This is a genomic window from Desulfoprunum sp. (assembly GCF_053613775.1).
Genome location: NZ_JBSHXH010000006.1, coordinates 244,271 through 264,683, shown reverse-complemented (window position 1 = coordinate 264,683; position 20,413 = coordinate 244,271). Strand labels below are relative to the sequence as shown.

General features: G+C 54.8%; 24 protein-coding genes. 18 read left to right on the top strand and 6 right to left on the bottom strand.

Annotated elements, in window-relative coordinates:
- The first annotated feature begins 4 nt into the window (after window positions 1–4).
- The 16 genes from ACWGKN_RS13975 to ribD all read left to right on the top strand — a co-directional run bounded on the left by ACWGKN_RS13975 (window position 5) and on the right by ribD (window position 12,910).
- A complete protein-coding gene (locus tag ACWGKN_RS13975) occupies window positions 5–796 on the top strand; it encodes an MlaA family lipoprotein (RefSeq protein ID WP_452095480.1) in 792 nt (263 codons plus the stop codon).
- 56 nt (window positions 797–852) lie between these two features.
- Complete coding sequence (locus tag ACWGKN_RS13970) at window positions 853–1,467, top strand: MlaC/ttg2D family ABC transporter substrate-binding protein (RefSeq protein ID WP_452095479.1); 615 nt, start codon at window positions 853–855, stop codon at window positions 1,465–1,467.
- Complete coding sequence (locus tag ACWGKN_RS13965; protein WP_052159959.1) at window positions 1,467–1,919, top strand: Crp/Fnr family transcriptional regulator; 453 nt, start codon at window positions 1,467–1,469, stop codon at window positions 1,917–1,919. The genes ACWGKN_RS13970 and ACWGKN_RS13965 overlap by 1 nt, the downstream gene beginning before the upstream one ends.
- 174 nt (window positions 1,920–2,093) lie before the next feature.
- The gene (locus tag ACWGKN_RS13960) at window positions 2,094–2,609 is read left to right on the top strand and encodes a YceD family protein (RefSeq protein WP_052159960.1); all 516 of its coding nucleotides are present in this window, start codon (window positions 2,094–2,096) and stop codon (window positions 2,607–2,609) included.
- A 45-nt stretch (window positions 2,610–2,654) separates the two neighbouring features.
- Window positions 2,655–2,843, top strand: a complete 189-nt coding sequence (gene rpmF / locus ACWGKN_RS13955) for a 50S ribosomal protein L32 (RefSeq protein WP_424252746.1) — start codon at window positions 2,655–2,657, stop codon at window positions 2,841–2,843.
- Window positions 2,844–2,852: 9 nt separating this feature from the next.
- Window positions 2,853–3,872, top strand: a complete 1,020-nt coding sequence (gene plsX, locus ACWGKN_RS13950; protein WP_424252747.1) for a phosphate acyltransferase PlsX — start codon at window positions 2,853–2,855, stop codon at window positions 3,870–3,872.
- Window positions 3,872–4,846 carry a beta-ketoacyl-ACP synthase III gene (locus ACWGKN_RS13945; protein WP_424252748.1) on the top strand — a complete coding sequence of 325 codons (975 nt, stop codon included), beginning with the start codon at window positions 3,872–3,874 and terminating at the stop codon, window positions 4,844–4,846. Before plsX ends, ACWGKN_RS13945 begins: the two co-directional genes overlap by 1 nt.
- 13 nt (window positions 4,847–4,859) lie before the next feature.
- Window positions 4,860–6,011 carry an acyl-CoA dehydrogenase family protein gene (locus tag ACWGKN_RS13940; RefSeq protein ID WP_424252749.1) on the top strand — a complete coding sequence of 384 codons (1,152 nt, stop codon included), beginning with the start codon at window positions 4,860–4,862 and terminating at the stop codon, window positions 6,009–6,011.
- A gap of 69 nt (window positions 6,012–6,080) precedes the next feature.
- Window positions 6,081–6,860: an electron transfer flavoprotein subunit beta/FixA family protein gene (locus tag ACWGKN_RS13935; protein WP_035229801.1), complete on the top strand. Its 780-nt coding sequence runs from the start codon at window positions 6,081–6,083 to the stop codon at window positions 6,858–6,860.
- A 22-nt stretch (window positions 6,861–6,882) separates the two neighbouring features.
- Window positions 6,883–8,076: an electron transfer flavoprotein subunit alpha gene (locus ACWGKN_RS13930; RefSeq protein WP_035229710.1), complete on the top strand. Its 1,194-nt coding sequence runs from the start codon at window positions 6,883–6,885 to the stop codon at window positions 8,074–8,076.
- Complete coding sequence (gene fabG / locus ACWGKN_RS13925; RefSeq protein WP_452095478.1) at window positions 8,073–8,819, top strand: 3-oxoacyl-[acyl-carrier-protein] reductase; 747 nt, start codon at window positions 8,073–8,075, stop codon at window positions 8,817–8,819. Before ACWGKN_RS13930 ends, fabG begins: the two co-directional genes overlap by 4 nt.
- A gap of 118 nt (window positions 8,820–8,937) precedes the next feature.
- Window positions 8,938–9,168 (top strand): acyl carrier protein, encoded by a 231-nt coding sequence (gene acpP / locus ACWGKN_RS13920; protein WP_035229717.1) that lies wholly within the window; start codon window positions 8,938–8,940, stop codon window positions 9,166–9,168.
- 62 nt (window positions 9,169–9,230) lie between these two features.
- The gene (fabF, locus tag ACWGKN_RS13915) at window positions 9,231–10,469 is read left to right on the top strand and encodes a beta-ketoacyl-ACP synthase II (protein ID WP_035229721.1); all 1,239 of its coding nucleotides are present in this window, start codon (window positions 9,231–9,233) and stop codon (window positions 10,467–10,469) included.
- Between the two features lie 21 nt (window positions 10,470–10,490).
- Window positions 10,491–10,922, top strand: a complete 432-nt coding sequence (rpiB, locus tag ACWGKN_RS13910) for a ribose 5-phosphate isomerase B (RefSeq protein ID WP_035229723.1) — start codon at window positions 10,491–10,493, stop codon at window positions 10,920–10,922.
- A 415-nt stretch (window positions 10,923–11,337) separates the two neighbouring features.
- On the top strand, window positions 11,338–11,808 hold the full coding sequence (gene nrdR, locus ACWGKN_RS13905) for a transcriptional regulator NrdR (protein ID WP_035229726.1): 471 nt from the start codon (window positions 11,338–11,340) through the stop codon (window positions 11,806–11,808).
- Complete coding sequence (ribD, locus tag ACWGKN_RS13900) at window positions 11,798–12,910, top strand: bifunctional diaminohydroxyphosphoribosylaminopyrimidine deaminase/5-amino-6-(5-phosphoribosylamino)uracil reductase RibD (RefSeq protein WP_035229729.1); 1,113 nt, start codon at window positions 11,798–11,800, stop codon at window positions 12,908–12,910. Before nrdR ends, ribD begins: the two co-directional genes overlap by 11 nt.
- On the opposite strand, the gene ACWGKN_RS13895 is transcribed toward ribD, so the two are convergent.
- The 3 genes from ACWGKN_RS13895 to ACWGKN_RS13885 form a co-directional block, all read right to left on the bottom strand.
- Window positions 12,897–13,859 (bottom strand): ParB/RepB/Spo0J family partition protein, encoded by a 963-nt coding sequence (locus tag ACWGKN_RS13895; RefSeq protein WP_035229730.1) that lies wholly within the window; start codon window positions 13,857–13,859, stop codon window positions 12,897–12,899. The genes ribD and ACWGKN_RS13895 overlap by 14 nt on opposite strands.
- Before the next feature lie 299 nt (window positions 13,860–14,158).
- The gene (locus tag ACWGKN_RS13890; RefSeq protein ID WP_035229734.1) at window positions 14,159–14,446 is read right to left on the bottom strand and encodes an integration host factor subunit alpha; all 288 of its coding nucleotides are present in this window, start codon (window positions 14,444–14,446) and stop codon (window positions 14,159–14,161) included.
- A 169-nt stretch (window positions 14,447–14,615) separates the two neighbouring features.
- The gene (locus tag ACWGKN_RS13885) at window positions 14,616–15,821 is read right to left on the bottom strand and encodes a type II secretion system F family protein (RefSeq protein ID WP_424252752.1); all 1,206 of its coding nucleotides are present in this window, start codon (window positions 15,819–15,821) and stop codon (window positions 14,616–14,618) included.
- A 202-nt stretch (window positions 15,822–16,023) separates the two neighbouring features.
- Here ACWGKN_RS13885 and ACWGKN_RS13880 point away from each other — a divergent pair, with 202 nt between their 5' ends.
- A complete protein-coding gene (locus ACWGKN_RS13880) occupies window positions 16,024–16,458 on the top strand; it encodes a PxxKW family cysteine-rich protein (RefSeq protein ID WP_452095477.1) in 435 nt (144 codons plus the stop codon).
- A gap of 82 nt (window positions 16,459–16,540) precedes the next feature.
- Here ACWGKN_RS13880 and ACWGKN_RS13875 read toward each other — a convergent pair whose 3' ends face one another.
- The 3 genes from ACWGKN_RS13875 to ACWGKN_RS13865 are packed head-to-tail and all read right to left on the bottom strand — an operon-like array spanning window position 16,541 to window position 19,440.
- Window positions 16,541–17,851 carry a UDP-glucose dehydrogenase family protein gene (locus ACWGKN_RS13875; protein WP_035229738.1) on the bottom strand — a complete coding sequence of 437 codons (1,311 nt, stop codon included), beginning with the start codon at window positions 17,849–17,851 and terminating at the stop codon, window positions 16,541–16,543.
- Between the two features lie 48 nt (window positions 17,852–17,899).
- Window positions 17,900–18,595 carry a YggS family pyridoxal phosphate-dependent enzyme gene (locus ACWGKN_RS13870; protein ID WP_424252754.1) on the bottom strand — a complete coding sequence of 232 codons (696 nt, stop codon included), beginning with the start codon at window positions 18,593–18,595 and terminating at the stop codon, window positions 17,900–17,902.
- Window positions 18,596–18,615: 20 nt separating this feature from the next.
- Window positions 18,616–19,440, bottom strand: a complete 825-nt coding sequence (locus ACWGKN_RS13865) for a TatD family hydrolase (RefSeq protein ID WP_424252755.1) — start codon at window positions 19,438–19,440, stop codon at window positions 18,616–18,618.
- A 544-nt stretch (window positions 19,441–19,984) separates the two neighbouring features.
- On the opposite strand from ACWGKN_RS13865, the gene ACWGKN_RS13860 reads away from it, so the two are divergent.
- Window positions 19,985–20,383: a roadblock/LC7 domain-containing protein gene (locus ACWGKN_RS13860; RefSeq protein WP_035229742.1), complete on the top strand. Its 399-nt coding sequence runs from the start codon at window positions 19,985–19,987 to the stop codon at window positions 20,381–20,383.
- Window positions 20,384–20,413 lie beyond the last annotated feature (30 nt).

The window sequence follows — 20,413 nt, the reverse complement described above, 5'->3', positions numbered from 1 at the left end:
AGGGATGAGATTACGTACCTTGTATGCAGTTCCGGCGTTGTTGTGCCTGTGGGGTTTTGTCCTCGGCCCGTCGCCTGTCGCTCCGACCGCGGCAATGGCGGCGAATGCGGCACCTGACCTGCTGGCCGATGATGATTATGATAATGGTGATGGTCAGGACGGGGTGGGGGTTGCCGACCCGCTCGAGCCATGGAACCGTGCGGTCTTTGTCTTCAATGACAAGCTCTACATCTGGGTGCTGAATCCGGTCAAGAATGTCTATGCCGAGGCGTTGCCGCGCGATGTTCGTGGCTGTATCGGCAATTTCGTCAGCAACCTGGCCAGCCCGGTCGTCCTGGTCAATGCCCTGCTGCAGGGGAGGTTCGATGATGCCTGGACGGTCGTTTCGCGTTTCGGTATCAATACGGTGCTCGGGGTCTACGGTTTCGGAGACCCGGCTGCGAGCGAATTCGCCATGCACCCCCCCTCGGCGGATTTCGGGCAGACGCTGGGCCGGTATCGGATGGGGGCCGGGATCTATCTCTACTGGCCTTTGTTCGGTCCCTCCAATGTCCGCGACACGATCGGTCGGGTGGGGGATTATGCCGCCAATCCGCTGAACTATGTGGGATTGAACTCGGATGAGAGGCTCGGCTATTCCGGCACGGCCTTTGTCAACCGGATGAGCGTTGAGCCGGATGTGTATGCAGATACCAAAAAATATTCTCTCGATCCCTATGTGGCGATACGCCAGGCATACTCTGATTATCGCAATGCCCGCATCAGCAGGGGAGGCGGATCTGAGGGGAATGAATAGGCGACCGCTGTGTTCTTAGGGGTCGAAGTCGATTTTTTACGAGGTGAACGTGAACTATGAAAGTTAGAACCGTGGTGCTGTTTTTCCTGCTGTCAGTATTTTTGTGTCCGGTCGGGCATGCGGTCGAAAGCCCGATGGCCCAGTTGAAACCGACCCTCAAATCGTTGACCGACCTGCTGTCCGATGAACGTCTCAAGGGGGATGCCCATCGTGCGGAGCGACGGTCGAAGATCATGGAGGCGATCAATGTCGGTTTCGATTTTGAAGAGATGTCGAAGCGGATTCTCGGCAGGACATGGCAGGAGATTTCGGCTGAAGAACGGGAGCTTTTCACTCGTCAGATGATCAAGCTGCTGGAAAATATCTATGTCGGCAAACTGGAAAGCTATTCAGGCCAGCAGATCGATTTTCTGGAAGAGCGGGTAAAGGGTAAAAGGGCCCAGGTCTCGACCACCATCGACAACCAGGGCGCCAAAATACCGGTCCACTATGTCCTCAATCTGACGGACAGTAAATGGATGGTCTACGACATCAACATCGAGGGGGTCAGCCTGGTCGGCAACTACCGGGAACAGTTCAAGTCGATCCTGCGCACGGATAAGTTTGCCGGTCTGATGAAGGTGATCGAGGAGAAGAACAGAAGCTTCGAGAAGGGAAAGGGAAGCCTGTAATGCAGCGACCGGTTCCTGATCAGGATGTGCGGCAGGCCTTTGATTTTCTCGATTCTGACGACCTGGCCGTCCTGCAGCCGGAACTCGCCGAGGTGAGGCTGGCGGCAGGCGAGGCGCTCTTTCGGATCGGTGAGGTTTCGACCTTGGTATATGTGCTTGTTGCCGGGAGACTTGCGGTACGAAAGCAGACCGGCTTTGCCGACAAGATGCAGGTCGTGGCGCTGCTCGATCCCGGCGCTCCGGTTGGCGAGGGTGCCATCTTCGCCGGCCAGGTTCATGAAGCCACCGTGGCGGCCGTTGAAGATTCCCGTCTTGTCTCGTTTCCGGGCAAAAAGCTGGATGCATTCAGGGATCGTTATCCGGCGCTGGCCTGGAAGATAATCAATCGGCTTCTCTTTATATCGCACCTGCGTCTGAGGAAAGGTTCCGAACGGCTGGCACGAGTTCTGTAGTCAATCACGACAGATCCCGGAAGAGATGGGGAAATCAGTTTCAGCCGACCGGCGCCATTGGTGGTGGCAATGCCAACGTGATCTTCCGGTTTTTTTTCTAGCCATCGGCGTTGAAATTGATTACTATCGCTCTTTTTTCTCCACCTGGCTTTTCCATTCGTTGCGAGGAGAGCGATGAAGCTGCCATTTTCTGAAATTTCTCAGGAAGCGCGGAGTTTCAGTTATTCCGGAGCGGGTTGGTTTCCGGAAGAGGAGGTGGAATGTGTCGGATCGCCGCAGGTTGTGATTACCGCGGGAAGAAAAGGAAAAAAGGTCCTGCTTGACGGGATGCTCGGATTCACCGCTCTCCTGTCCTGCGATAGATGTGGAAAACCGGTCGAGTCGATGGTCGAGGAGGAATTCGAGTATATTTTTACCCTTGATGAAACTCAAGGTGCCGAACTCGCCGAGATGGAATGCAGTGCTGAGGATTGTATCACTGTTCAATTGAAGGAACCCGTTATCGATCTTGGTGAAATGCTGCGGGAACAGGTCTTCCTGGCGCTGCCCGTCAAGGTTCTGTGCGACGAGAGTTGCAGGGGGCTCTGTCCGGTCTGCGGCGCCGTTTTGAAGGATGGCCAATGCAGTTGTTCCGACAACGGCCGGTATTCACCTTTTAATGTGCTGAAACAGCTCAGAAAAGAAAAATAGAAATCAAACTTATTCGGTAGTTTTGTTGCCGAAGCGGAGGAAACCATGGCCCTGCCAAAAAGAAGACATTCACATGCCCGAACCCACAAAAGACGTTCCCACGATGCCCTGAAGGCAACCGGTGTATCGGTCTGCTCCGAGTGCGGTGAACCGAAGGAACCCCATCGTCTGTGCGCCAGTTGCGGCAAATACAATGGACGTACCGTCTTTACTCTTGATGCCGAAGTAGAGTAGGAGTTTCCCGTGCATATTGCCCTGGACGCCATGGGAGGAGACCATGGTCCCGAGGAGTTGATTACCGGGGCATTACTTGCCGTGGAGCAGGCGGAACTTCATGTCACTCTGGTCGGGGATGAAGTATTGCTGGGGTCGATTGTCGGCAAGCTTGCCCCTGGCCATTCAGCCTCCTCACGCATCCGGATCGTTCATTCCTCCCAAGTTATAGAAATGAACGAGCATCCAGTCGAGGCGGTCCGCAAGAAAAAGGACTCCTCGATCATGGTGGCCTTCGACCTTTTGCGCAGGGGTGAAGCCGATGCCGTCGTCAGTGCCGGTAATTCCGGCGCCACCATGGCGGCGGCGGTACGGGTGTTGGGACGTCTGGAAGGGATCTCCAGGCCGGGTATCGCCTCTTTTTTCCCAACCCTGAAAAAACCGGTCGTGCTGATGGATGTCGGCGCCAATGTCGATTGCCGCCCTCTGCACTTGTACCAGTTTGCCGTCATGGCCTCCTGCTTCTCCCGCATTTTTGATATCGAGAATCCTCGGATCGGTCTGCTCACGATCGGCGAGGAGGGGGGCAAGGGCAATCAGCTGGTCAAGGAAGCCTACGCTCTGCTGAAGAACAGCTCGCTCAATTTTGTCGGTAATGTCGAGGGGCGCGATGTCTTTCGGGGGGATGTCGATGTCATCGTCTGCGATGGATTTGTCGGCAATATCTGTCTCAAGATGAGCGAGGGCTTGGCCGAAGCGGCGATGCAGATGCTCAGAAACGAGATCGTCAAATCGCTCCCGGCCAAAATCGGCTATCTGCTGGCCCGTCCCGCATTCAACCGCTTCAAGAAGCGGGTTGATTATGCCGAATACGGTGGCGCTCCCCTGCTCGGGATCAACGGTATCGGTATCGTCTGCCATGGTGCATCGAGTGACCAGGCGATCAAGAATGCGATCCTCGAGGCGAGAAAGATGGTCAAGCACCAGCTCAACGCCGCGATCCTGAAGAGTCTGGCCGCCGATGACAACGATCGGCTGATGGAGTCGTGATGGGAGTAGTCATACTGGGAACCGGCTCGTGTCTACCGGCAAAAATCGTTACCAATCACGACCTGGAGAAGATCGTCGATACCTCCGACGAATGGATCCAGACCCGGACCGGCATCCGGACGCGGCATGTCTGCGGCCAGGACGAACAGACCTACAATCTCGCGGTGGAGGCTGGACAACGGGCGCTTGACGCTGCAGGTGTCACTGCTGATGAAATTGGTCTGATTATCGTGGCGACGATGTCCTCCCACACCCTCATGCCAGCCAGTGCCTGCCTGGTGCAAAGGGATCTCGGAGCCGTCAATGCCTTTGCCTACGATATCAACGCGGCATGTTCCGGTTTTCTTTTCGCCCTGGACCTAGGGTATAAATACGTCCAGGCGGACCATGGGATGAAGATTCTCGTTATCGGCGCGGAAAACCTGTCCTCCCGTCTGAACTGGTCGGATCGGAATACCTGCATTCTGTTCGGTGACGGGGCTGGCGCCGCTGTGGTCGGGTATCGTGAAGGAAAATCAGGATATATGGGATCCAGACTCCTCTCGGACGGCCACCTGTGGAAGCTCCTGTACATGTATGCGCCGAAGAGCAGCAATCCTCAGATTGTCACTGATGATCACCCCGGAACCCACATAGTCATGGAAGGACGTGAGGTGTTCAAGTATGCTGTCAAGGCCATGGAGGATGCCATTCACGGAGTCCTCGCCAAAGAGGGGGTTGCACTTGACGACGTGAAGCTGCTGATCCCCCACCAGGCGAATATCCGCATTCTCAACAAACTGGCGGAAAGACTGGCAATAGACAAAGAACGAGTTTGTATCAATGTATCCGAGTACGGCAACACATCGGCTGCCTCGATACCTATCGCCCTTGACGAGGCTGTTCGCTCCGGGCGTATCCTGCAGGATGATTTGGTTTTATTATGTTCCTTCGGTGGAGGGTTTACCTGGGGAGCAACCCTGATTAAGTGGTGAACAGGAGTGTGACATGGACTATTTCTTGACCGAAGAACAGCAGATGATCGTCGATATAGCCCGACAAATCACTGATGAGCGGATCATCCCGCATCGTGCCGAACTCGATAAAAAACATGAGTTTCCGCGGGCGATCCTGAACGATATCGCCCAGGCCGATCTGTTCGGTATCCCGGTGCCCGAGGAGTTTGGCGGGTTCGGCGGCGGGTGTTTCGATATCGCTCTTGCCATCGAGCAGTTCGGCCGCGGCTGTATCGGGGTCGGGACTGCCTTTGCCGCCAGTTTCCTCGGGATATATCCGATCCTGATCAGTGGTTCCGAGGAGATGAAGCAGAAATACCTGCCCGATGTCGCCACCGGCAAGAGATTTGCCGCCTTTGGCCTGACCGAGGCCAATGCCGGTTCCGATGCCTCCGGGATTCAGACGACGGCGGTGCTCGACGGCGACCATTGGGTGCTGAACGGCACGAAGCAGTGGATCACCAACGGCGGCGAGGCCGAAATCTATACCGTCGTGGCGATCACCGATCGCAGCAAGGGACCCCGCGGGGCATCGATGTTCGTCGTTGAGGCGGGGGATCCCGGGTTTTCGTGTGGACCCAAGGAGAAGAAGATGGGTATCAGGGCGTCTGCGACCACCGAACTCATATTCAAGGACTGCCGCATTCCCAAGGATCGGATCATCGGGCGGGCCGGGACCGGATTCATCACCGTGATGAAGACCCTTGACTCTTCACGACCGGGAATCGCCGCCCTCGGCGTCGGTCTCGCCCAGGGGGCCCTTGATGAGGCCGCCAGGTATGCCAAACAGCGGGTGCAGTTCGGTAAACCGATCATCGCCTTTCAGGCTGTGCAGCACATGCTCGCCGATATGGCCATCGGTATCGAGGCCGCCCGGTCCCTCGTCTACAACGCGGCGAAACATATCGACGCCCATCCGAAGGACATGTCCAAGGTCTCGTCGATGTGCAAGGTCTTCGCCACCGATGTCGCGATGAAGGTGACCACCGATGCGGTGCAGGTCATGGGCGGATACGGATACATGTGCGAATACCCGGTGGAGAAGATGATGCGCGATGCCAAGATCCTGCAGATCTACGAAGGAACCAACCAGATTCAGCGCAATGTCATCGGCCAGGAGCTCAATCGGGAGTATGCGCAGTAATAACGGTTCTGCGGTTACTTTCGCCAGGCGGGTTTGCGGCTCGGCACGTTTTTCAGCAAGGTCGGTTCAATGAAGATTATCGTATGTGTCAAGCAGGTGCCGGATGCCAAGGATGTGCGCCTTGACCCGGTGACCAATACCCTGGCCCGGGAAGGGGTCGAGTCGATCATGAACCCCTACGATCAGCACGCCCTCGAGGAGGCCGTGCGTCTGGTCGAGGTCCATGGCGGCGAGGTGACGGTGGTTACCATGGGGCCGCCGCAGGCGGAAGACGTCCTGCGGCAGGCCATTTCCTGCGGCGCCGATAACGCCGTGCTGGTCAGCGATCGGGCCTTTGCCGGCGCCGATACCTGGGCGACCTCGTATACCCTGGAGAGGACGGTCAGGACGCTCGGCGCCTTTGACCTGGTGCTCTGCGGCAAGCAGGCGATCGACGGCGATACGGCCCAGGTCGGACCGGGGCTGGCCACCCGGCTTGAAATCCCGTATATTACCTGCGTCCAGAAGGTCCGGGAGATGAACGGTGCCGGGATCGTGGTCGAGAGGATGATGGATGACGGCTATGACGTCGTCGAGACCGAACTGCCGGCGCTGCTGACGGTGGTCAAGGATATCAATGAACCGCGGGTGCCGTCGCTGAAGGGCAAGATGAAGGCGAAGAAGGCCGTGATCAGGCGGATGACCGCCACCGATATCGGCGCCGATCCTTCCTGTATCGGTCTTCCCGGCTCTCCAACCCAGGTCGTGCGGGTCTTCCCGCCTCAGGCACGGGGGGAGAAGGCCATCCTGACCGGCAGCATCGACGAGCAGATCGATCAGCTGGTCGCCAAGCTCGCCCCTTACCTCTAAGTCGACCGCGGAGACGCCTGTCATGTTGAGAATTGATGAAGACCTCTGTATCGGCTGCGGCATCTGTGCCGACCAGTGTCCCTTCGCCGCGATCGAGATCGTGGATGGATGTGCGGCTGTGGGGGATGCATGCACCCTGTGCGGTGCATGTGTTGAGAGCTGTGATGTCGGGGCCCTGAGCCTGGAAGGGACGGAGAAGGCCGTCAAGGTCGATCTTGCCGCGTGGTCCGGCGTCTGGGTCTTCTGCGAATACCGGTTGGGATATCTCGCTCCGGTTTCCCTGGAGCTTCTCGGTGCCGGCCGCCGGCTCGCCGACCTGAGGGGTGTGAAGCTGAGCGCGGTCCTGTTTGGACATGAGACCGGCGATACGGCCAGGACCCTGATCGCCCATGGCGCCGACACGGTGTATCGGGTCGACCACGGACAACTGGCGACCTACGCCGAAGATACCTACGCCGCTGTTCTGACCTCGCTGGTCAGGCAGTACCGTCCCGAAATTGTCCTCGCCGGGGCCACGGCCATCGGCAGATCGTTCGTGCCGGGAGTGGCCACCAGCCTCAATGCCGGTCTGACCGCCGATTGCACGGCCCTGGACATCCGGGAGGAAGATGGGGCGCTGATGCAGACACGGCCGGCGTTCGGCGGCAATATCATGGCCACGATCGTCTGCCCCTCCTCCCGGCCGCAGATGGCCACCGTCCGGCCCAAGGTCATGCGGGCCCTGGACGGCGATCCGGCACGGAAGGGGGATATCGTTGATGTCGTCCCGCCCGCCGACCAGTTGCGCAGCCGGGTCCGGGTGCTCGAATCGGTGGCCAGCCAGGGCGCCAGGGTCAATATCCAGGAAGCGGACATCCTCATCTCCGGCGGCCGTGGTCTCGATACGCCGAAGGGGTTCGAACTGCTGCAGCAGTTGGCGGACGTGCTCGGGGCCAAGGTCTCGGCCTCGCGGGCTGCCGTCGACGCCGGCTGGATTCCGTATCCGCACCAGGTCGGGCAGACCGGCAAGACCGTCGCCCCCAGGCTGTATATCGCCTGCGGCATCTCCGGGGCCGTCCAGCATGTCGCCGGAATGCAGTCATCCGAGACCATCGTGGCGATCAACCGTGACCCGCACGCTTCGATATTCAATGTGGCCGATTTCGGCATCGTCGGAGATCTCTACGAGATCGTACCCAAACTGATCAAACGAATTGAGGACTATCGTCGAGGATGAACCTTCAGGGAAAAACAGCCGTCGTGACCGGCGGCAGCCGCGGAATTGGGCGGGCCATTTCGCTTCGTCTTGCAGCCATGGGTGCTGTAGTGTATATCAACTATGTCAGTCGTCCGGCCGCCGCCGAGGAGACCAGGCGGCTGATCGAGGCTGCCGGGGGAGCGGCGAGAACCATCGCTTTCGATGTGGCTGACGGCGGGCAGATCCAGGAGGCCTTCAAGCATATCGTCAGCGAAGCGGGGAGGGTCGATATCCTGGTCAATAACGCCGGCATCACCCGTGACGGTCTGCTGGCGCGGATGAAGGAGTCGGAATGGGACCAGGTGCTGGCCACCAACCTCAAAGGGGCCTTCCTCTGCGCCAAGGCGGTTTCGAAGATCATGATGAAGCAGCGATGGGGCAGGATCGTCAATATCACCTCCGTCATCGGTTTCGTCGGCAATGCCGGCCAGGTCAACTACGCGGCGGCCAAGGCCGGTCTGACAGGGATGACGAAGGCGATGGCGCGGGAATTGGCGTCACGGAACATCACCGTCAACAGCGTCGCGCCGGGTTATATCCAGACCGAGATGACCGACGCTCTGCCGGAAGAAGCCAGGCAGCAACTGCTGCAGGAGATCCCGCTGGCCAGCCTCGGTACCCCTGAGGACGTGGCGGGGGCGGTCGCCTATCTGGTCGGTGAGGATGGACGATATCTGACCGGCCAGACGCTGCATGTCAACGGCGGCATGTTTATGCAGTAACACGTTATGGATCCAGCCGGATCCATGTTTTCCAGGATATCTACAAGGCTCGACGGCGATCAGACTACTGTGCCGGCGGCCGAAATTCGACGGACTATTACCAACAGGGAGAAAAGCAATGGCTATAGAGCAGGAAATGATCGACATCATTGTTGAGCAGCTGAGTGTTGAGAAAGAGAAGGTCGTGCCGAACGCATCCTTTGTCGATGACCTTGGGGCCGACTCGCTTGATCTGGTGGAGCTGATCATGGCAATGGAAGAGGGATTCGATATCGAGATCCCCGATGAGGATGCCGAGAAGATCACCACCGTTCAGGATGCGATCGATTACGTCAAAAAACTGAAGTAACTTGCGGTAGCTCATTTCAAACCCATCTGTCAGGCAGCACACAGACTGAAGGAGATGCTATAGTGAAGCGCAGAGTTGTGGTTACAGGCGTCGGACTGGTGACACCCCTCGGAACCGGTGTCGCCAAGAGCTGGAAAAATATCTGTGCCGGCAAGAGTGGAATAGGTCTGATTACCCGTTTTGATACGAGTGACTTTCAGGTCAAGATCGCCGCCGAAGTCCGGGATTTCAACGTGGAAGATTTTCTGGACAGAAAGACGGTCAAACACTTCGATCTCTTTGTGCAGTATGGTCTTGCTGCAGCCATGATGGCTGTCGAGGACAGTGGGGTTGAGATCAATGAGGCAAATTGTGGTCGGGTCGGCGTGATTACCGGCTGTGGTATCGGCGGCCTCCCGGCCATTGAGAAATATCACCAGGTCTGCCTGGAAAAGGGGCATAAAAAGCTCACCCCTTTCTTTATCCCCATGGTGATACCGAACATGCCGTCGGGACATATATCGATACAGATCGGTTCAAAAGGACCCAACCTGGCCTTGACGACCGCCTGTGCCGCCGGCACCCATGCCGTCGGGGAGGCGTATCGGCACATTCAATACGGCCTGTGCGATGTCGTCGTTACCGGTGGGGCCGAGGCGGTCATCTGTCCGTTGGGGGTGGCCGGCTTCAGTGCGATGAAGGCACTTTCGAGCCGGAATGATGCCCCGGAAGAGGCATCGCGGCCCTTTGACAAGGATCGCGACGGCTTCGTGATGTCGGAAGGGGCCGGCATGCTCATTCTCGAAGAACTCGAGCACGCCAAGGCCCGAGGCGCCCGTATCTATGCCGAGGTCTGCGGCTATGGCCTGAGCAGTGACGCTTATCACATCGCGGCGCCGCCGGAAGGCGGGGAAGGGGGGGCTCGAGCGATGCAGCAGGCGATCGAGGATTCCGGCCTGAATCCCGAAGATTTCGATTACATCAATGCCCACGGCACCTCCACCCCCCTCAATGATCGCTGTGAGACCCAGGCGATCAAGACAGTGTTCAAGGATCACGCGTCGCGGCTGGCGATCAGTTCGACCAAATCGATGACCGGGCACATGCTCGGCGCCGCCGGAGGAATCGAGGCGGTATTCACCGTCCTGAGCATCCATCATCAGATTGCCCCGCCAACCGCAAATCTCATCGAACCGGGCCCGGGATGTGATCTTGATTATGTGCCACGACAGGCCCGGACGATGAAGATCGAGGCCGCCCTCTCCAACTCCTTTGGATTTGGGGGGACGAACGCAGTTATTGCCGTCCGGCGGTTTCGATAAATCCGTGCGGGAGACAGAACAATGAAGATTGCGTTTGGCGCTGATCATGGCGGATACCATCTGAAGGAAAAGATCGTCCAGCTGGTGCGTGATCTCGGCCACGACGTTGCCGATACCGGTTGCTTTTCCTGTGATTCCGTAGACTATCCTGACTATGCCGAGCATGTCGTCGCGTTGGTGGATGATGGCAGTTGCGAGAGAGGGATTCTCGTCTGCGGTACCGGAATCGGCATGGCGATCGCCGCCAACCGCAATCGGAAAATACGTGCCGCCAACTGCCACGACGACTATACCGCAAGAATGAGCAGGGAACATAATGACGCCAACGTTCTCTGCCTTGGTGCCAGAGTCATAGGAGAGGGTGTGGCTGTCGATCTTGTCAAGATCTGGCTTGTTACGCCCTTTTCCGGTGGACGGCATCAATCCCGTATCGCCCGGTTCAGCGATTTCTGACCGCAGCGAAATTTGCCGTGGGGGCTGCCATTTTTTCCCACTTTTTTCCCCTCGCTTTGAAAAGGTGGCAGCCCTGCCTCTTCTCGAGTTGCCTTTGCATCCTTCTCTCCTCTCCTGTACGAACACGTGCAGCGTGTCCGAGGGATATCGGCTACAATTGTATACCAATCAGCATTTTGCAAAATTACACGACCACACAACCTCCCAATCTCCCAATCGCATCTCGCAGGGATGAGGTGATGTACGTTGGTCATTTCGAGCGATAGTGAGAATTCGGAACTTTCAGAACAATGAGATTTCTCTCGGCCGTCGAGATGATGGAGCTTGCAGCCGTTTATTTTGCAACAGGCTCAAGTAATACGGTTATTCAAGCGGAGCATGTGAACAGGAGTGGCGTAATGTCAGGGAGAATTCAATGAAGTGTCCATATTGCGGTCATCTTGACAACAAGGTCATAGATTCCCGGCTGAACAAGGATAGCACCATTACCCGAAGAAGAAGGTCCTGTCTGGTCTGCAATCAACGGTTCACCACCTATGAACGGCTGGAGGTGATGATGCCGATGCTGGTCAAGAAGGACGGGCGGCGGGAGGCCTGGGACCGGCAGAAGATGGTGCTGGGACTGGAGAAGGCCTGCGAAAAGCGGCCGGTCAGCCGTGACCGGATCGATCAGTTTGTCGATCAAATTGAACACCGGCTACAGGATTTTGGAACCAAGGAGGTTTCGTCACAGGTGATCGGTGAGTGGGTGATGGAGGAACTGCCGCAGCTCGACGAAGTGGCCTATGTCCGTTTTGCCTCCGTCTATCGGCAATTCAAGGATGTGAATGAGTTCATGGACGAGTTGAAGACGCTGCTTGAATCCCGGTCAGGCCATGAATACTGAGATCGACCAGCGCTATATGCGGCTTGCCTTGAACGAGGCGAAAAAGGGGCTCGGCCGTACCTCACCAAATCCATGCGTCGGCTCGGTCATCGTCAAGAATGGCCAGGTGATCGGCAGAGGCTATCACAAGAAGGCGGGAAATCCCCATGCCGAGATCCATGCCCTTGCGGCGGCCGGAACCGAGTCCGCGGGGGCAACCCTGTATGTGACGCTGGAACCCTGTTCGCACACCGGCAGGACTCCGCCGTGCTGCGAGGCGGTGGCGAGGAGCGGGGTGACCCGGGTCGTGGTCGGGATGGAGGATCCCAACCCGCTGGTTCAGGGGCAGGGCATCCGCTATCTGCTGGACCGCGGCATCACCGTGACCTCGGGGGTGCTGGAGGAGCAATGCCGGCGGTTGAATTGGCCATTCATAAAACATATTACCACCGGCCTGCCATGGGTCGTGATGAAGGCCGGCATGAGTCTGGACGGCAGAATCACCTATAATGGGCGGCAGACCGGATGGATGACGGGCGGCGAGACCTCCGCCGTCGTTCATCGATTGCGCGACCGCTACGATGCCATACTGGTGGGTGTCGGCACCGTCCTGATCGACGACCCCGCCTTGACGACACGACTGCCGGGCCGGAACAAGGGGAGGGACGCACACCGGGTGATTCTGGACTCCGGACTCTCGATCTCGGAACAGGCAAAGGTCCTTTCCGGGGAATCGACCGCCCGGACGTTCATATTCTGCAGCGCAGAGGCTGATGCAGCAAAGTGCGCCAGATTGGAAAAGAGGGGGATCTGCATCCACCGCGTGGAACGGGATGTCGGTGGTGGGGTCGATATCCAGCAGGTGCTTCGTCAACTGGGAGGGCAGGGAATCACCTCGCTGCTGGTGGAAGGTGGCGCGAAGGTGCATGGGAGTATGCTGAACCAGCGCCTCTACGATTATGCCCACCTGTTTTATGCACCGGTTTTCGCTGGAGAAAACGGGCTTCCGTTTCAGACCGGCTATACAAGCTCGGGGCGCGATACAGCGCACAGGCTGACCGAGGTGAGTTACCGGCGATGCGGTGAGGACATGATGGTCTCCGGCAAGCTCATTTATCGCTGACCCCAACGTTTTTCAGCATTTCCAGCAACGCGGCCGATGCCATCCGGAGTTGCTTGAAATTTTCAAATTTGATCGAGAGACACACTTCATCCGTTTCAAAGGCCTGACTGTGGACAACGGTGCAGGAGGGAGGGAGGGCCAGCGCGGAAACGCGAACCTTGAATGACTGGTCATCTCCATAGACAGATGGAGTCGCCATCTGCTGCAGGATGGCCAGCAGGTTCTGGACCTTCTGCGGTGCATTCATCTGCCGGTGCTGGAGGATTTCCTGGAGGGGCGGCAGGGCGAGAATAGCGGTAATGCTTGTTTCTCTTCGCATCGCGATATCTCTGGCCAAGGAAAAAAAACGCCGTTGTTTGCCACCACCCATCTGAAAATCAGAAAACAGATCAGCCAGTTGGATCCTGTCATCAGCCTTGAGTCGCAACAGCTCGAACGCCAATACCTCTGAGATGAATCGATGATGGACGTGATTTTGAAGACTGTATTCCAGGGTCAGAAGCCGGTTGTATCTTGCTAAAAGCGAAATACTGTTTCTGCCGGTGAGGCTGAAAAGGAACAGTTGCGCAATTTCTTCCGAGGTCAGGTAATCGCCGCAGATCTTTAAAAAATAAGCTGTCTCCATTGGGGAGAGTGGAGCGCAGCAGCCTTGGGATGCCAGAAGGAATGAGAGGACATCCTGCGGAGGGGTGGCCAGCGGTACAACGAGGCATGGGCATTCATTCAGGGCGAGGATTTTCCTGGCCGCCTGCAATCGTTTTCTGCCGTCAATAATTTCGAACCCTCCATCAGCAAGTTCGAGAAGGAGGGGTGGGTGAAGGATGCCGGTCTTCCCAATGGATTGGCTGAGACTGACTGGGAATTCAACCCCGAGAAACGGATGGATATTCCAGCGACGTGCATCAGCAATGCAATCAAGCCGGACGATTGAAAATTCTGGACGCGACATTCGTCGTACCGCTGGTATCTCTATACTGTAAAGATATTCAGCCGAGGAGTATATACTGAAAAACCCGGGACGAGGTCTCATCCCGGGTCGTACAAATCTCAGAAAGGGCACACAAACAAGCCTCATGCATAATGAGCGTCTGCCTGCCCTGTCGTTGCGACTGCAGGAAGAAATCTCCGGCGCCTAGGTACGATATTTCCCGCTATCGCTCGAAATGACATGAAATCGCGTCTCTTCCGTTTTTGCCCACGGACAATTTCTTCATCCTGCAGGTGATTCAAACAGTAAAAATATTTTTTTCAGGATGCGTTTATCTTGTCACGGAGGATGCCCGACGGTTTGAAGGTGACGACCCTCCGCGCATCAAGAGTCAGCTCGTCGCCGGTCTGGGGGTTGCGTCCCCGTCGAGCATTTTTGTCTTTTACGTTGAATTTGCCAAAGCCGCTGAGCAGCAGGTCGGAGCCTTCGATCAACGAATTTTTCGATAACCGGAGAAATGCCTCGACAGCATCGGTTGCCTGGGCCTTGGTCAGGTTTTCATGGTTCTTGTAAACTTGCTGCACCATATCCGCTTTTGTCAGAGTCATACGGCCTCCATCATTTTCTGAATGATTTGCATTGGTTTCTATCTGATCATATATCTTCAACACAGAATGTCAATGTGAGGGAATTAAATTACGGAATATATTTATATATTAACCTCAAACAGTTGAGTAGCCCGCTGCGGACAAACCGCGTCGTCGATACAATCCACCATCAAACAAGTCCGCCAATCTTAAAGATCGGCAGATACATGGCGACAACTATGCCGCCGATCATTCCACCGAGAAAGACCATCATGAACGGTTCAATCATCGCGGTCAGGTTTTCCACGGCCTGGTTCACTTCTTCATCATAGAAATCAGCGATCTTTTCGAGCATGCTGTCGAGGGCACCTACCGACTCGCCGACATTGATCATTTGCACGACCATATTGGGGAAAACCCCGCTTTCTTCCAGCGGATCGGCAATCGGTCGCCCTTCAGCGATCGAATCGGCAACCTTGAAGACGGCCAATTCGACGATTTTGTTGCCCGAGGTCTTGGCGACAACCTGGAGGGCTTCAAGGATTGGGACACCGGCATGAAGCATGGTGCTGAGGGTGCGGGTGAACTTGGCAACGGCCACTTTTCGCAGCAGCATTCCAAAAACCGGAGCCTTCAGCGAATATTTATCAAAAATTAGCCGTCCTTTCTCGGTGTTATATACCTTTTTGAATAGTATAACGAGAAGAACCAGGAGGATGAGCAGAACGAAAAAATAATCCTTGACCAGGTTACTGAGGTTGACCAGAAATAAAGTCGGGAGCGGCAGGGTACTGCCAAAACTCTCGAACATGGTACTGAAAACCGGAATGACAAATATCAGGATGACAGCAAGAATGAGTAGAGATATCGACAGGCAGATCGCGGGATAGGTCATGGCCCCCTTGATCTTCTTTTTCAAGGCCATTGATTTTTCCAGGAAACCGGCAAGACGCATAAGAATGGTATCAAGAATACCACCGGTTTCGCCGGCTTCAATCATGTTGCTGAACAGGTTGTCAAAGACTTTGGGATGTTTCCGCATCGAGTCGGCAAGGGTGGATCCTGCCTCGACATCGGAACGGATCGTACCGAGAATTTTCTTGAAGGTTGAATTATCTTGTTGTTTTTCCAGGATTTCCAGGCCTTGGACGAGAGGCAGGCCGGCATCGATCATCGTTGAGAGTTGACGGGTGAAGATAACAACATCTTTTCCTGTTACTTTAGGCTGGAAAAACGGGACGTTAGCGAAGAGATCCTTTGGTTTTTCCTTGATGACGGGATTGACAATCCGCAGACGTTTGAGCTGGGCCAAAACAGCAGACTGATCGGGCGCTTCGATCTCTCCTTTACGTTTTTCACCCTGGGAATTCTTTCCTTTCCAAATATATACAGGCATTTTTGCCTCCTATGGTGTAAGGGCCTGAAGTTGAGGGGAAAAAACGTTTAAGAGGACTCGTAAAATAAAACCCATAATATATCACATGGTTGTAAAATACAAGGCAATCACTTTGAAAACAATCCTTTTTTTTTCAGAAAGTTGAGCCTGCAGCAAAAATATCGGATACGATCTGGATAATCGGCGCCGAGAGTGTGACTCGGTGAAAACGGTAAATTTAAGCGGTGAGGAAGCCTGTGGAATAAATCTTTTTCCTTGCCAACGAAAGGGGGATACATTAAAATCCTCTGTTCGAGATTTATATTTTGGCAATGCGTCATTGATAGCTTGTTCTTGCCGACTGTGGTGCTGGCAGGATGAGAAATATCGGAAAAATCTGGAGGATACCATGCAGAAACTGGCTGCAGTGAATTATGGTGATGGCAGACATAAAACTATTATCGAGAAATGCGAGGGATGCGAGCGGATTGTTGAAGAAGCCGGTGCACGATATTGTCAGAGCTATCTCAATCCCCTGGCAAAATGGAAGCTGGGATTCTGCAACTTTGCCACCCACGCCAAGCCCGAGATAAAGGTTGCCAAGATCAGGGTCAACCCGCTGAAGGCTGCCAAGCGAGCTTCGAAATCGAAGAAATAGCCTTAAAATAATACCACTTCACAAAAGGCACCCCCGGTGTTCATCCGATGGTGCCTTTTGTATTTATCATGCATGTCCCGGGCTATGATCGTCCTACCCCGGCGTAGATAAATCCTTTGTCCTTCATTTTTTGCGGTTCATACACATTGCGGAGGTCGATGAATATCCTCCCCTGCATCTCCTGCATGAGGCGGTCGAGATCAAGCGCCCGGTACTGGTTCCATTCGGTCATGAGGACCACGGCGTCGGCGTCTTTACAGGCCTCATACGCATCCTGGGTGTATTCGATGCCTTGCGGCAGGTACTTTTGCGCCTCGACCATTCCCTGCGGGTCATGTGCCTTGATGCGGGCGCCTTTTTCCAGCAGTGCGGGGATGATGGTGATGGCCGGCGCATCGCGCATATCATCGGTTTCAGGCTTGAAGGTGAGGCCGAGAAAGGCGATGGTCTTGCCGGCTTCCGATCCAGCAAGCATATCCCTGATCTTTTTGACCATCTTGGCCTTCTGGGCGGCATTGACCTCTACCGCGGCCTCGACGATTCTGAGGTTCTGTCCATGTTCCTGGGCGATGCGCATCATCGCCAGGGTGTCTTTGGGGAAACACGATCCGCCGTAACCTGGTCCCGGATGCAGGAATTTCTTGCCGATCCGGCCGTCCATGCCGATACCCTTGGCGAGGGACACGACATCGGCCCCCAGGCTGTCGCAGAGAAGAGCGATTTCATTGATAAAACTGATCTTGATCGCCAGAAAGGCATTGGCGGCGTACTTGGTCAGTTCTGCCGTCTCGATGTCAGTTTTTACAATCGGCGTTTCCTGAAGGTACAGGGGCTTGTAGATCTCTCTGAGAATGTTTTCGGCCTTCAGGGATTCGATCCCGATGACAACCCTGTCCGGATGCATGAAATCAGCAATTGCGGCTCCCTCGCGCAAAAACTCCGGGTTGGAGGCGACATCGAAGTCGGCCTCGGGATTCACTTCACGAATGATGCGGGCAACCTGGCGGGCGGTTCCTACCGGAACGGTGCTCTTGTCAACGATTACCGTGTAACCTTTCAGGTGAGGAGCAATTTCTTTCGTAGCTTCAAATATATAGGTTAGATCGGCATACCCGTCTCCTCGCCTGCTGCTTGGGGTTCCGACAGCCATGAAGACCGCGTCGGCCATGGCGACGGCGCCGGCGATATCAGTCGTAAAGGTCAGGCGCCTTTCCCTGGTGTTTTTTTGCACCAGCGTGTCGAGCCCCGGCTCGTAAATGGGAATCTGTCCTTCAAGCAGGGTTTGGATCTTATCCTCGTCCTTGTCGACGCAGGTGACATGGTGGCCAAACTCGGCGAAGCATGTTCCTGTCACAAGTCCGACGTATCCTGTTCCTATTATTGTGATTTTCATAAATATTCCCGTTGTGCTGATTTGTGCTGATATTTGTTGCGGTCGAATTTATGCCCTGACGGGGCGATGTCCGAATAGAGCCGTGCCGATGCGAACCATGGTGGCGCCTTCCTCGATTGCAATCTTGAAGTCGTCCGACATCCCCATGGACAGTGCAACATGCCGGTTATCGTGGAATAATCCTTTAGCGGCCATTTTTTCGGCAAGATGGCGGAGGGCCTTGAACCAGGGGCGGGTTGCCTCCGGGTCCGGTGAGAGAGGGGGGATGGTCATCAAGCCGATGACTTCAATCCTTGGGAGGAGCTGAATCTGTCGTAACAACTCCTCCACATGTTCAGGCACGGTCCCCGACTTGTTCGGATCGTTGCCGATATTGACCTGAATCAGGATTTTCAGGTTCCTGTCCAATACATTCAGGTGTTTGTTGAGGGCCTCGGCGAGCCTGAGGCTGTCGACGGTCTCGATGACGGAAGAGATGCGGGCGGCAATTTTTGCCTTGTTGGTCTGGAGATGGCCGATGAAATGAAGTTCGATGGCACCCTCCAGTTCATTCCACTTCTGTTCAGCTTCCTGAATGTAATTTTCCCCGAACGTCCGTTGCCCATGCTGCAGGGCTTCGCGCATTGAGGAAACCGGAATCGTTTTTGAAACGGCGATCAGTTGAATATCTTCAGGATTTCTCTGGCAACGAAGGGCGCAGCGATTGATCGTTTCCTTGATCCGCTGGAGATTGTCTGCAATCATGATCAGGTAGCACTCACCATTTAATGGAGACCGGGATTGAACAGGACTAGAGCGTTCGCCGTAGTCGCCCGGGCAAGATGTTCAAGCGGAATGTTGCGGAGATCGGCAATACAGGCCGCCGTGGCAAGTATGTATGCGGGTTCGTTACGTTTCCCTCTCCAGGGTTGCGGCGCGAGGTATGGACCGTCGGTTTCAAGCAACATGGAGGTGAGAGGTATTTTCCTTGCGACTTCCCGCAGGGTGCCGGCATTCTTGAAGGTTATTATGCCTGGAATAGAGAGGAAAAATCCAAGTTCGATCGACCTGCGTGCAATGCTGTAATCACCGGAAAAACAATGCATGACACCGCCCGCGGGGAAGGGGCCGCACCGCTCGAGTATGCCCAGCACGTCCTCGTGAGCGTCCCGGTCATGGATAATCACCGGCAGATTGAGGGTCTTGGCCAGTTCCAACTGGATACGGAAATGCAGTTGTTGCTGTTCCGCGGGGCAGTACTTTTTTGCGTAATCAAGCCCGATTTCTCCGTAACCAACAATATGGTTCCGGTTTTCCTCGACAAGTTTGACAATATCAGCATAGGTGCTTTCAACAGAGGTAGGCAGGTCGTGGGGATGGATCCCTACTGCTGCCTTGACACCTGGATATCTTCTCGCCAGGGCCACCGCCTTTTTTGAGCTCTCGAGAGAGATACCGATCGTGATAATTTTTTCGACTTTCTTTTGCCGTGCCCGTTCGATAACAGCGTCAAGATCACCGGCATAATCGTTCATGTCGAGATGGCAGTGTGTATCGATAATGCATGTATCTTCAGGCAGGTCGGGGAAAAGATGTCTTGGGTCATTCACTGAAAAATCCTCCAGCCCTTACATAGCAAATATTGGAATTGCCCGCAATGAGGAAGAATCTCAAGGGTTGCCCTCGATCGTCCGGTCCCAACAACCGGTGGAGTCTGCGGATTGAAAGGATGGATGCGGGGGATCAGGGAATGACCTCTCCCTTGCAGGTCTCCAGGGATAGGGCAGGCATGCTGTTCAGGGGGATTGGTCTATTTCTGCCTGAAATCAAAGGAAATATTTGATAATTACCTGGTATGAAACTGATTTTTCAGAAAAAGAAAAAATTTTCTTCATATAATCAACAAACTATCGTATAGTGAAATACTTCCGGAAGGGGCATTCTCGATGAACACGCGAAGGATTTTCGCAGCCGGCTGATAGGCGCAATACAATATTCTGCGTCTGTTGTCTGTTCTCTGTTGTTGATTCTAAAATTTATATATTCGGGCTTTATTTTGAGTTGATACAAGGTTATCAATTGAGTCAAGATATCTCTTGATCGTTTAAAATTTAATCGTGTCCAGTGACAAACAACCACCTAGAGGAAAACCGCATGAATTATGGGATTGTCAGTCAGGAGCAACTTGAGCAGATAGATGTGATCTTGACGGAAAAGCTGATCAAACTCGGTGTCGACTGCGTCATAATCATAGATATGGCAGGGAATATTATCACTGCCAGGGATAATGGTGAAAGCAAATACGATGTGTACTCCTTCGCTGCACTGGCCGCCGGGAATTTTGCCACGGTTGATGCGATGGCCAAACTCGTTGGCGAACAGGAATTTTCTTTACTTTTTCATAAAGGGCAGGATTCGAATATTCATTTCAGTAAGATAGACGATGAATTGCTGCTTATTTCGATGTTCGGCAAGGATATATCGTTAGGATTTCTTCGTCTCAACGTTGTGGATGTGATCGAGAAAATCAGGAAAATCTGGAACAAGAAATAAGCGTGAACGGATTTGCCGCAGTACGACGAT

Excerpts from the sequence above, each read along its gene's own strand:
- ACWGKN_RS13875 (WP_035229738.1), bottom strand. The coding sequence starts at position 17,851 with ATGAAAATCACAATAATAGGAACAGGATACGTCGGACTTGTGACAGGA.
- rpmF (WP_424252746.1), top strand. The coding sequence starts at position 2,655 with ATGGCCCTGCCAAAAAGAAGACATTCACATGCCCGAACCCACAAAAGA.
- ACWGKN_RS13930 (WP_035229710.1), top strand. The coding sequence starts at position 6,883 with ATGTTGAGAATTGATGAAGACCTCTGTATCGGCTGCGGCATCTGTGCC.
- fabG (WP_452095478.1), top strand. The coding sequence starts at position 8,073 with ATGAACCTTCAGGGAAAAACAGCCGTCGTGACCGGCGGCAGCCGCGGA.
- ACWGKN_RS13890 (WP_035229734.1), bottom strand. The coding sequence starts at position 14,446 with ATGACTCTGACAAAAGCGGATATGGTGCAGCAAGTTTACAAGAACCAT.
- ACWGKN_RS13945 (WP_424252748.1), top strand. The coding sequence starts at position 3,872 with ATGGGAGTAGTCATACTGGGAACCGGCTCGTGTCTACCGGCAAAAATC.
- ACWGKN_RS13960 (WP_052159960.1), top strand. The coding sequence starts at position 2,094 with ATGAAGCTGCCATTTTCTGAAATTTCTCAGGAAGCGCGGAGTTTCAGT.
- ACWGKN_RS13870 (WP_424252754.1), bottom strand. The coding sequence starts at position 18,595 with ATGATTGCAGACAATCTCCAGCGGATCAAGGAAACGATCAATCGCTGC.
- ACWGKN_RS13860 (WP_035229742.1), top strand. The coding sequence starts at position 19,985 with ATGAATTATGGGATTGTCAGTCAGGAGCAACTTGAGCAGATAGATGTG.
- nrdR (WP_035229726.1), top strand. The coding sequence starts at position 11,338 with ATGAAGTGTCCATATTGCGGTCATCTTGACAACAAGGTCATAGATTCC.
- ACWGKN_RS13965 (WP_052159959.1), top strand. The coding sequence starts at position 1,467 with ATGCAGCGACCGGTTCCTGATCAGGATGTGCGGCAGGCCTTTGATTTT.
- ACWGKN_RS13970 (WP_452095479.1), top strand. The coding sequence starts at position 853 with ATGAAAGTTAGAACCGTGGTGCTGTTTTTCCTGCTGTCAGTATTTTTG.
- ACWGKN_RS13895 (WP_035229730.1), bottom strand. The coding sequence starts at position 13,859 with ATGTCGCGTCCAGAATTTTCAATCGTCCGGCTTGATTGCATTGCTGAT.
- rpiB (WP_035229723.1), top strand. The coding sequence starts at position 10,491 with ATGAAGATTGCGTTTGGCGCTGATCATGGCGGATACCATCTGAAGGAA.
- ACWGKN_RS13935 (WP_035229801.1), top strand. The coding sequence starts at position 6,081 with ATGAAGATTATCGTATGTGTCAAGCAGGTGCCGGATGCCAAGGATGTG.
- ACWGKN_RS13940 (WP_424252749.1), top strand. The coding sequence starts at position 4,860 with ATGGACTATTTCTTGACCGAAGAACAGCAGATGATCGTCGATATAGCC.
- ACWGKN_RS13975 (WP_452095480.1), top strand. The coding sequence starts at position 5 with ATGAGATTACGTACCTTGTATGCAGTTCCGGCGTTGTTGTGCCTGTGG.
- ACWGKN_RS13885 (WP_424252752.1), bottom strand. The coding sequence starts at position 15,821 with ATGCCTGTATATATTTGGAAAGGAAAGAATTCCCAGGGTGAAAAACGT.
- ribD (WP_035229729.1), top strand. The coding sequence starts at position 11,798 with ATGAATACTGAGATCGACCAGCGCTATATGCGGCTTGCCTTGAACGAG.
- acpP (WP_035229717.1), top strand. The coding sequence starts at position 8,938 with ATGGCTATAGAGCAGGAAATGATCGACATCATTGTTGAGCAGCTGAGT.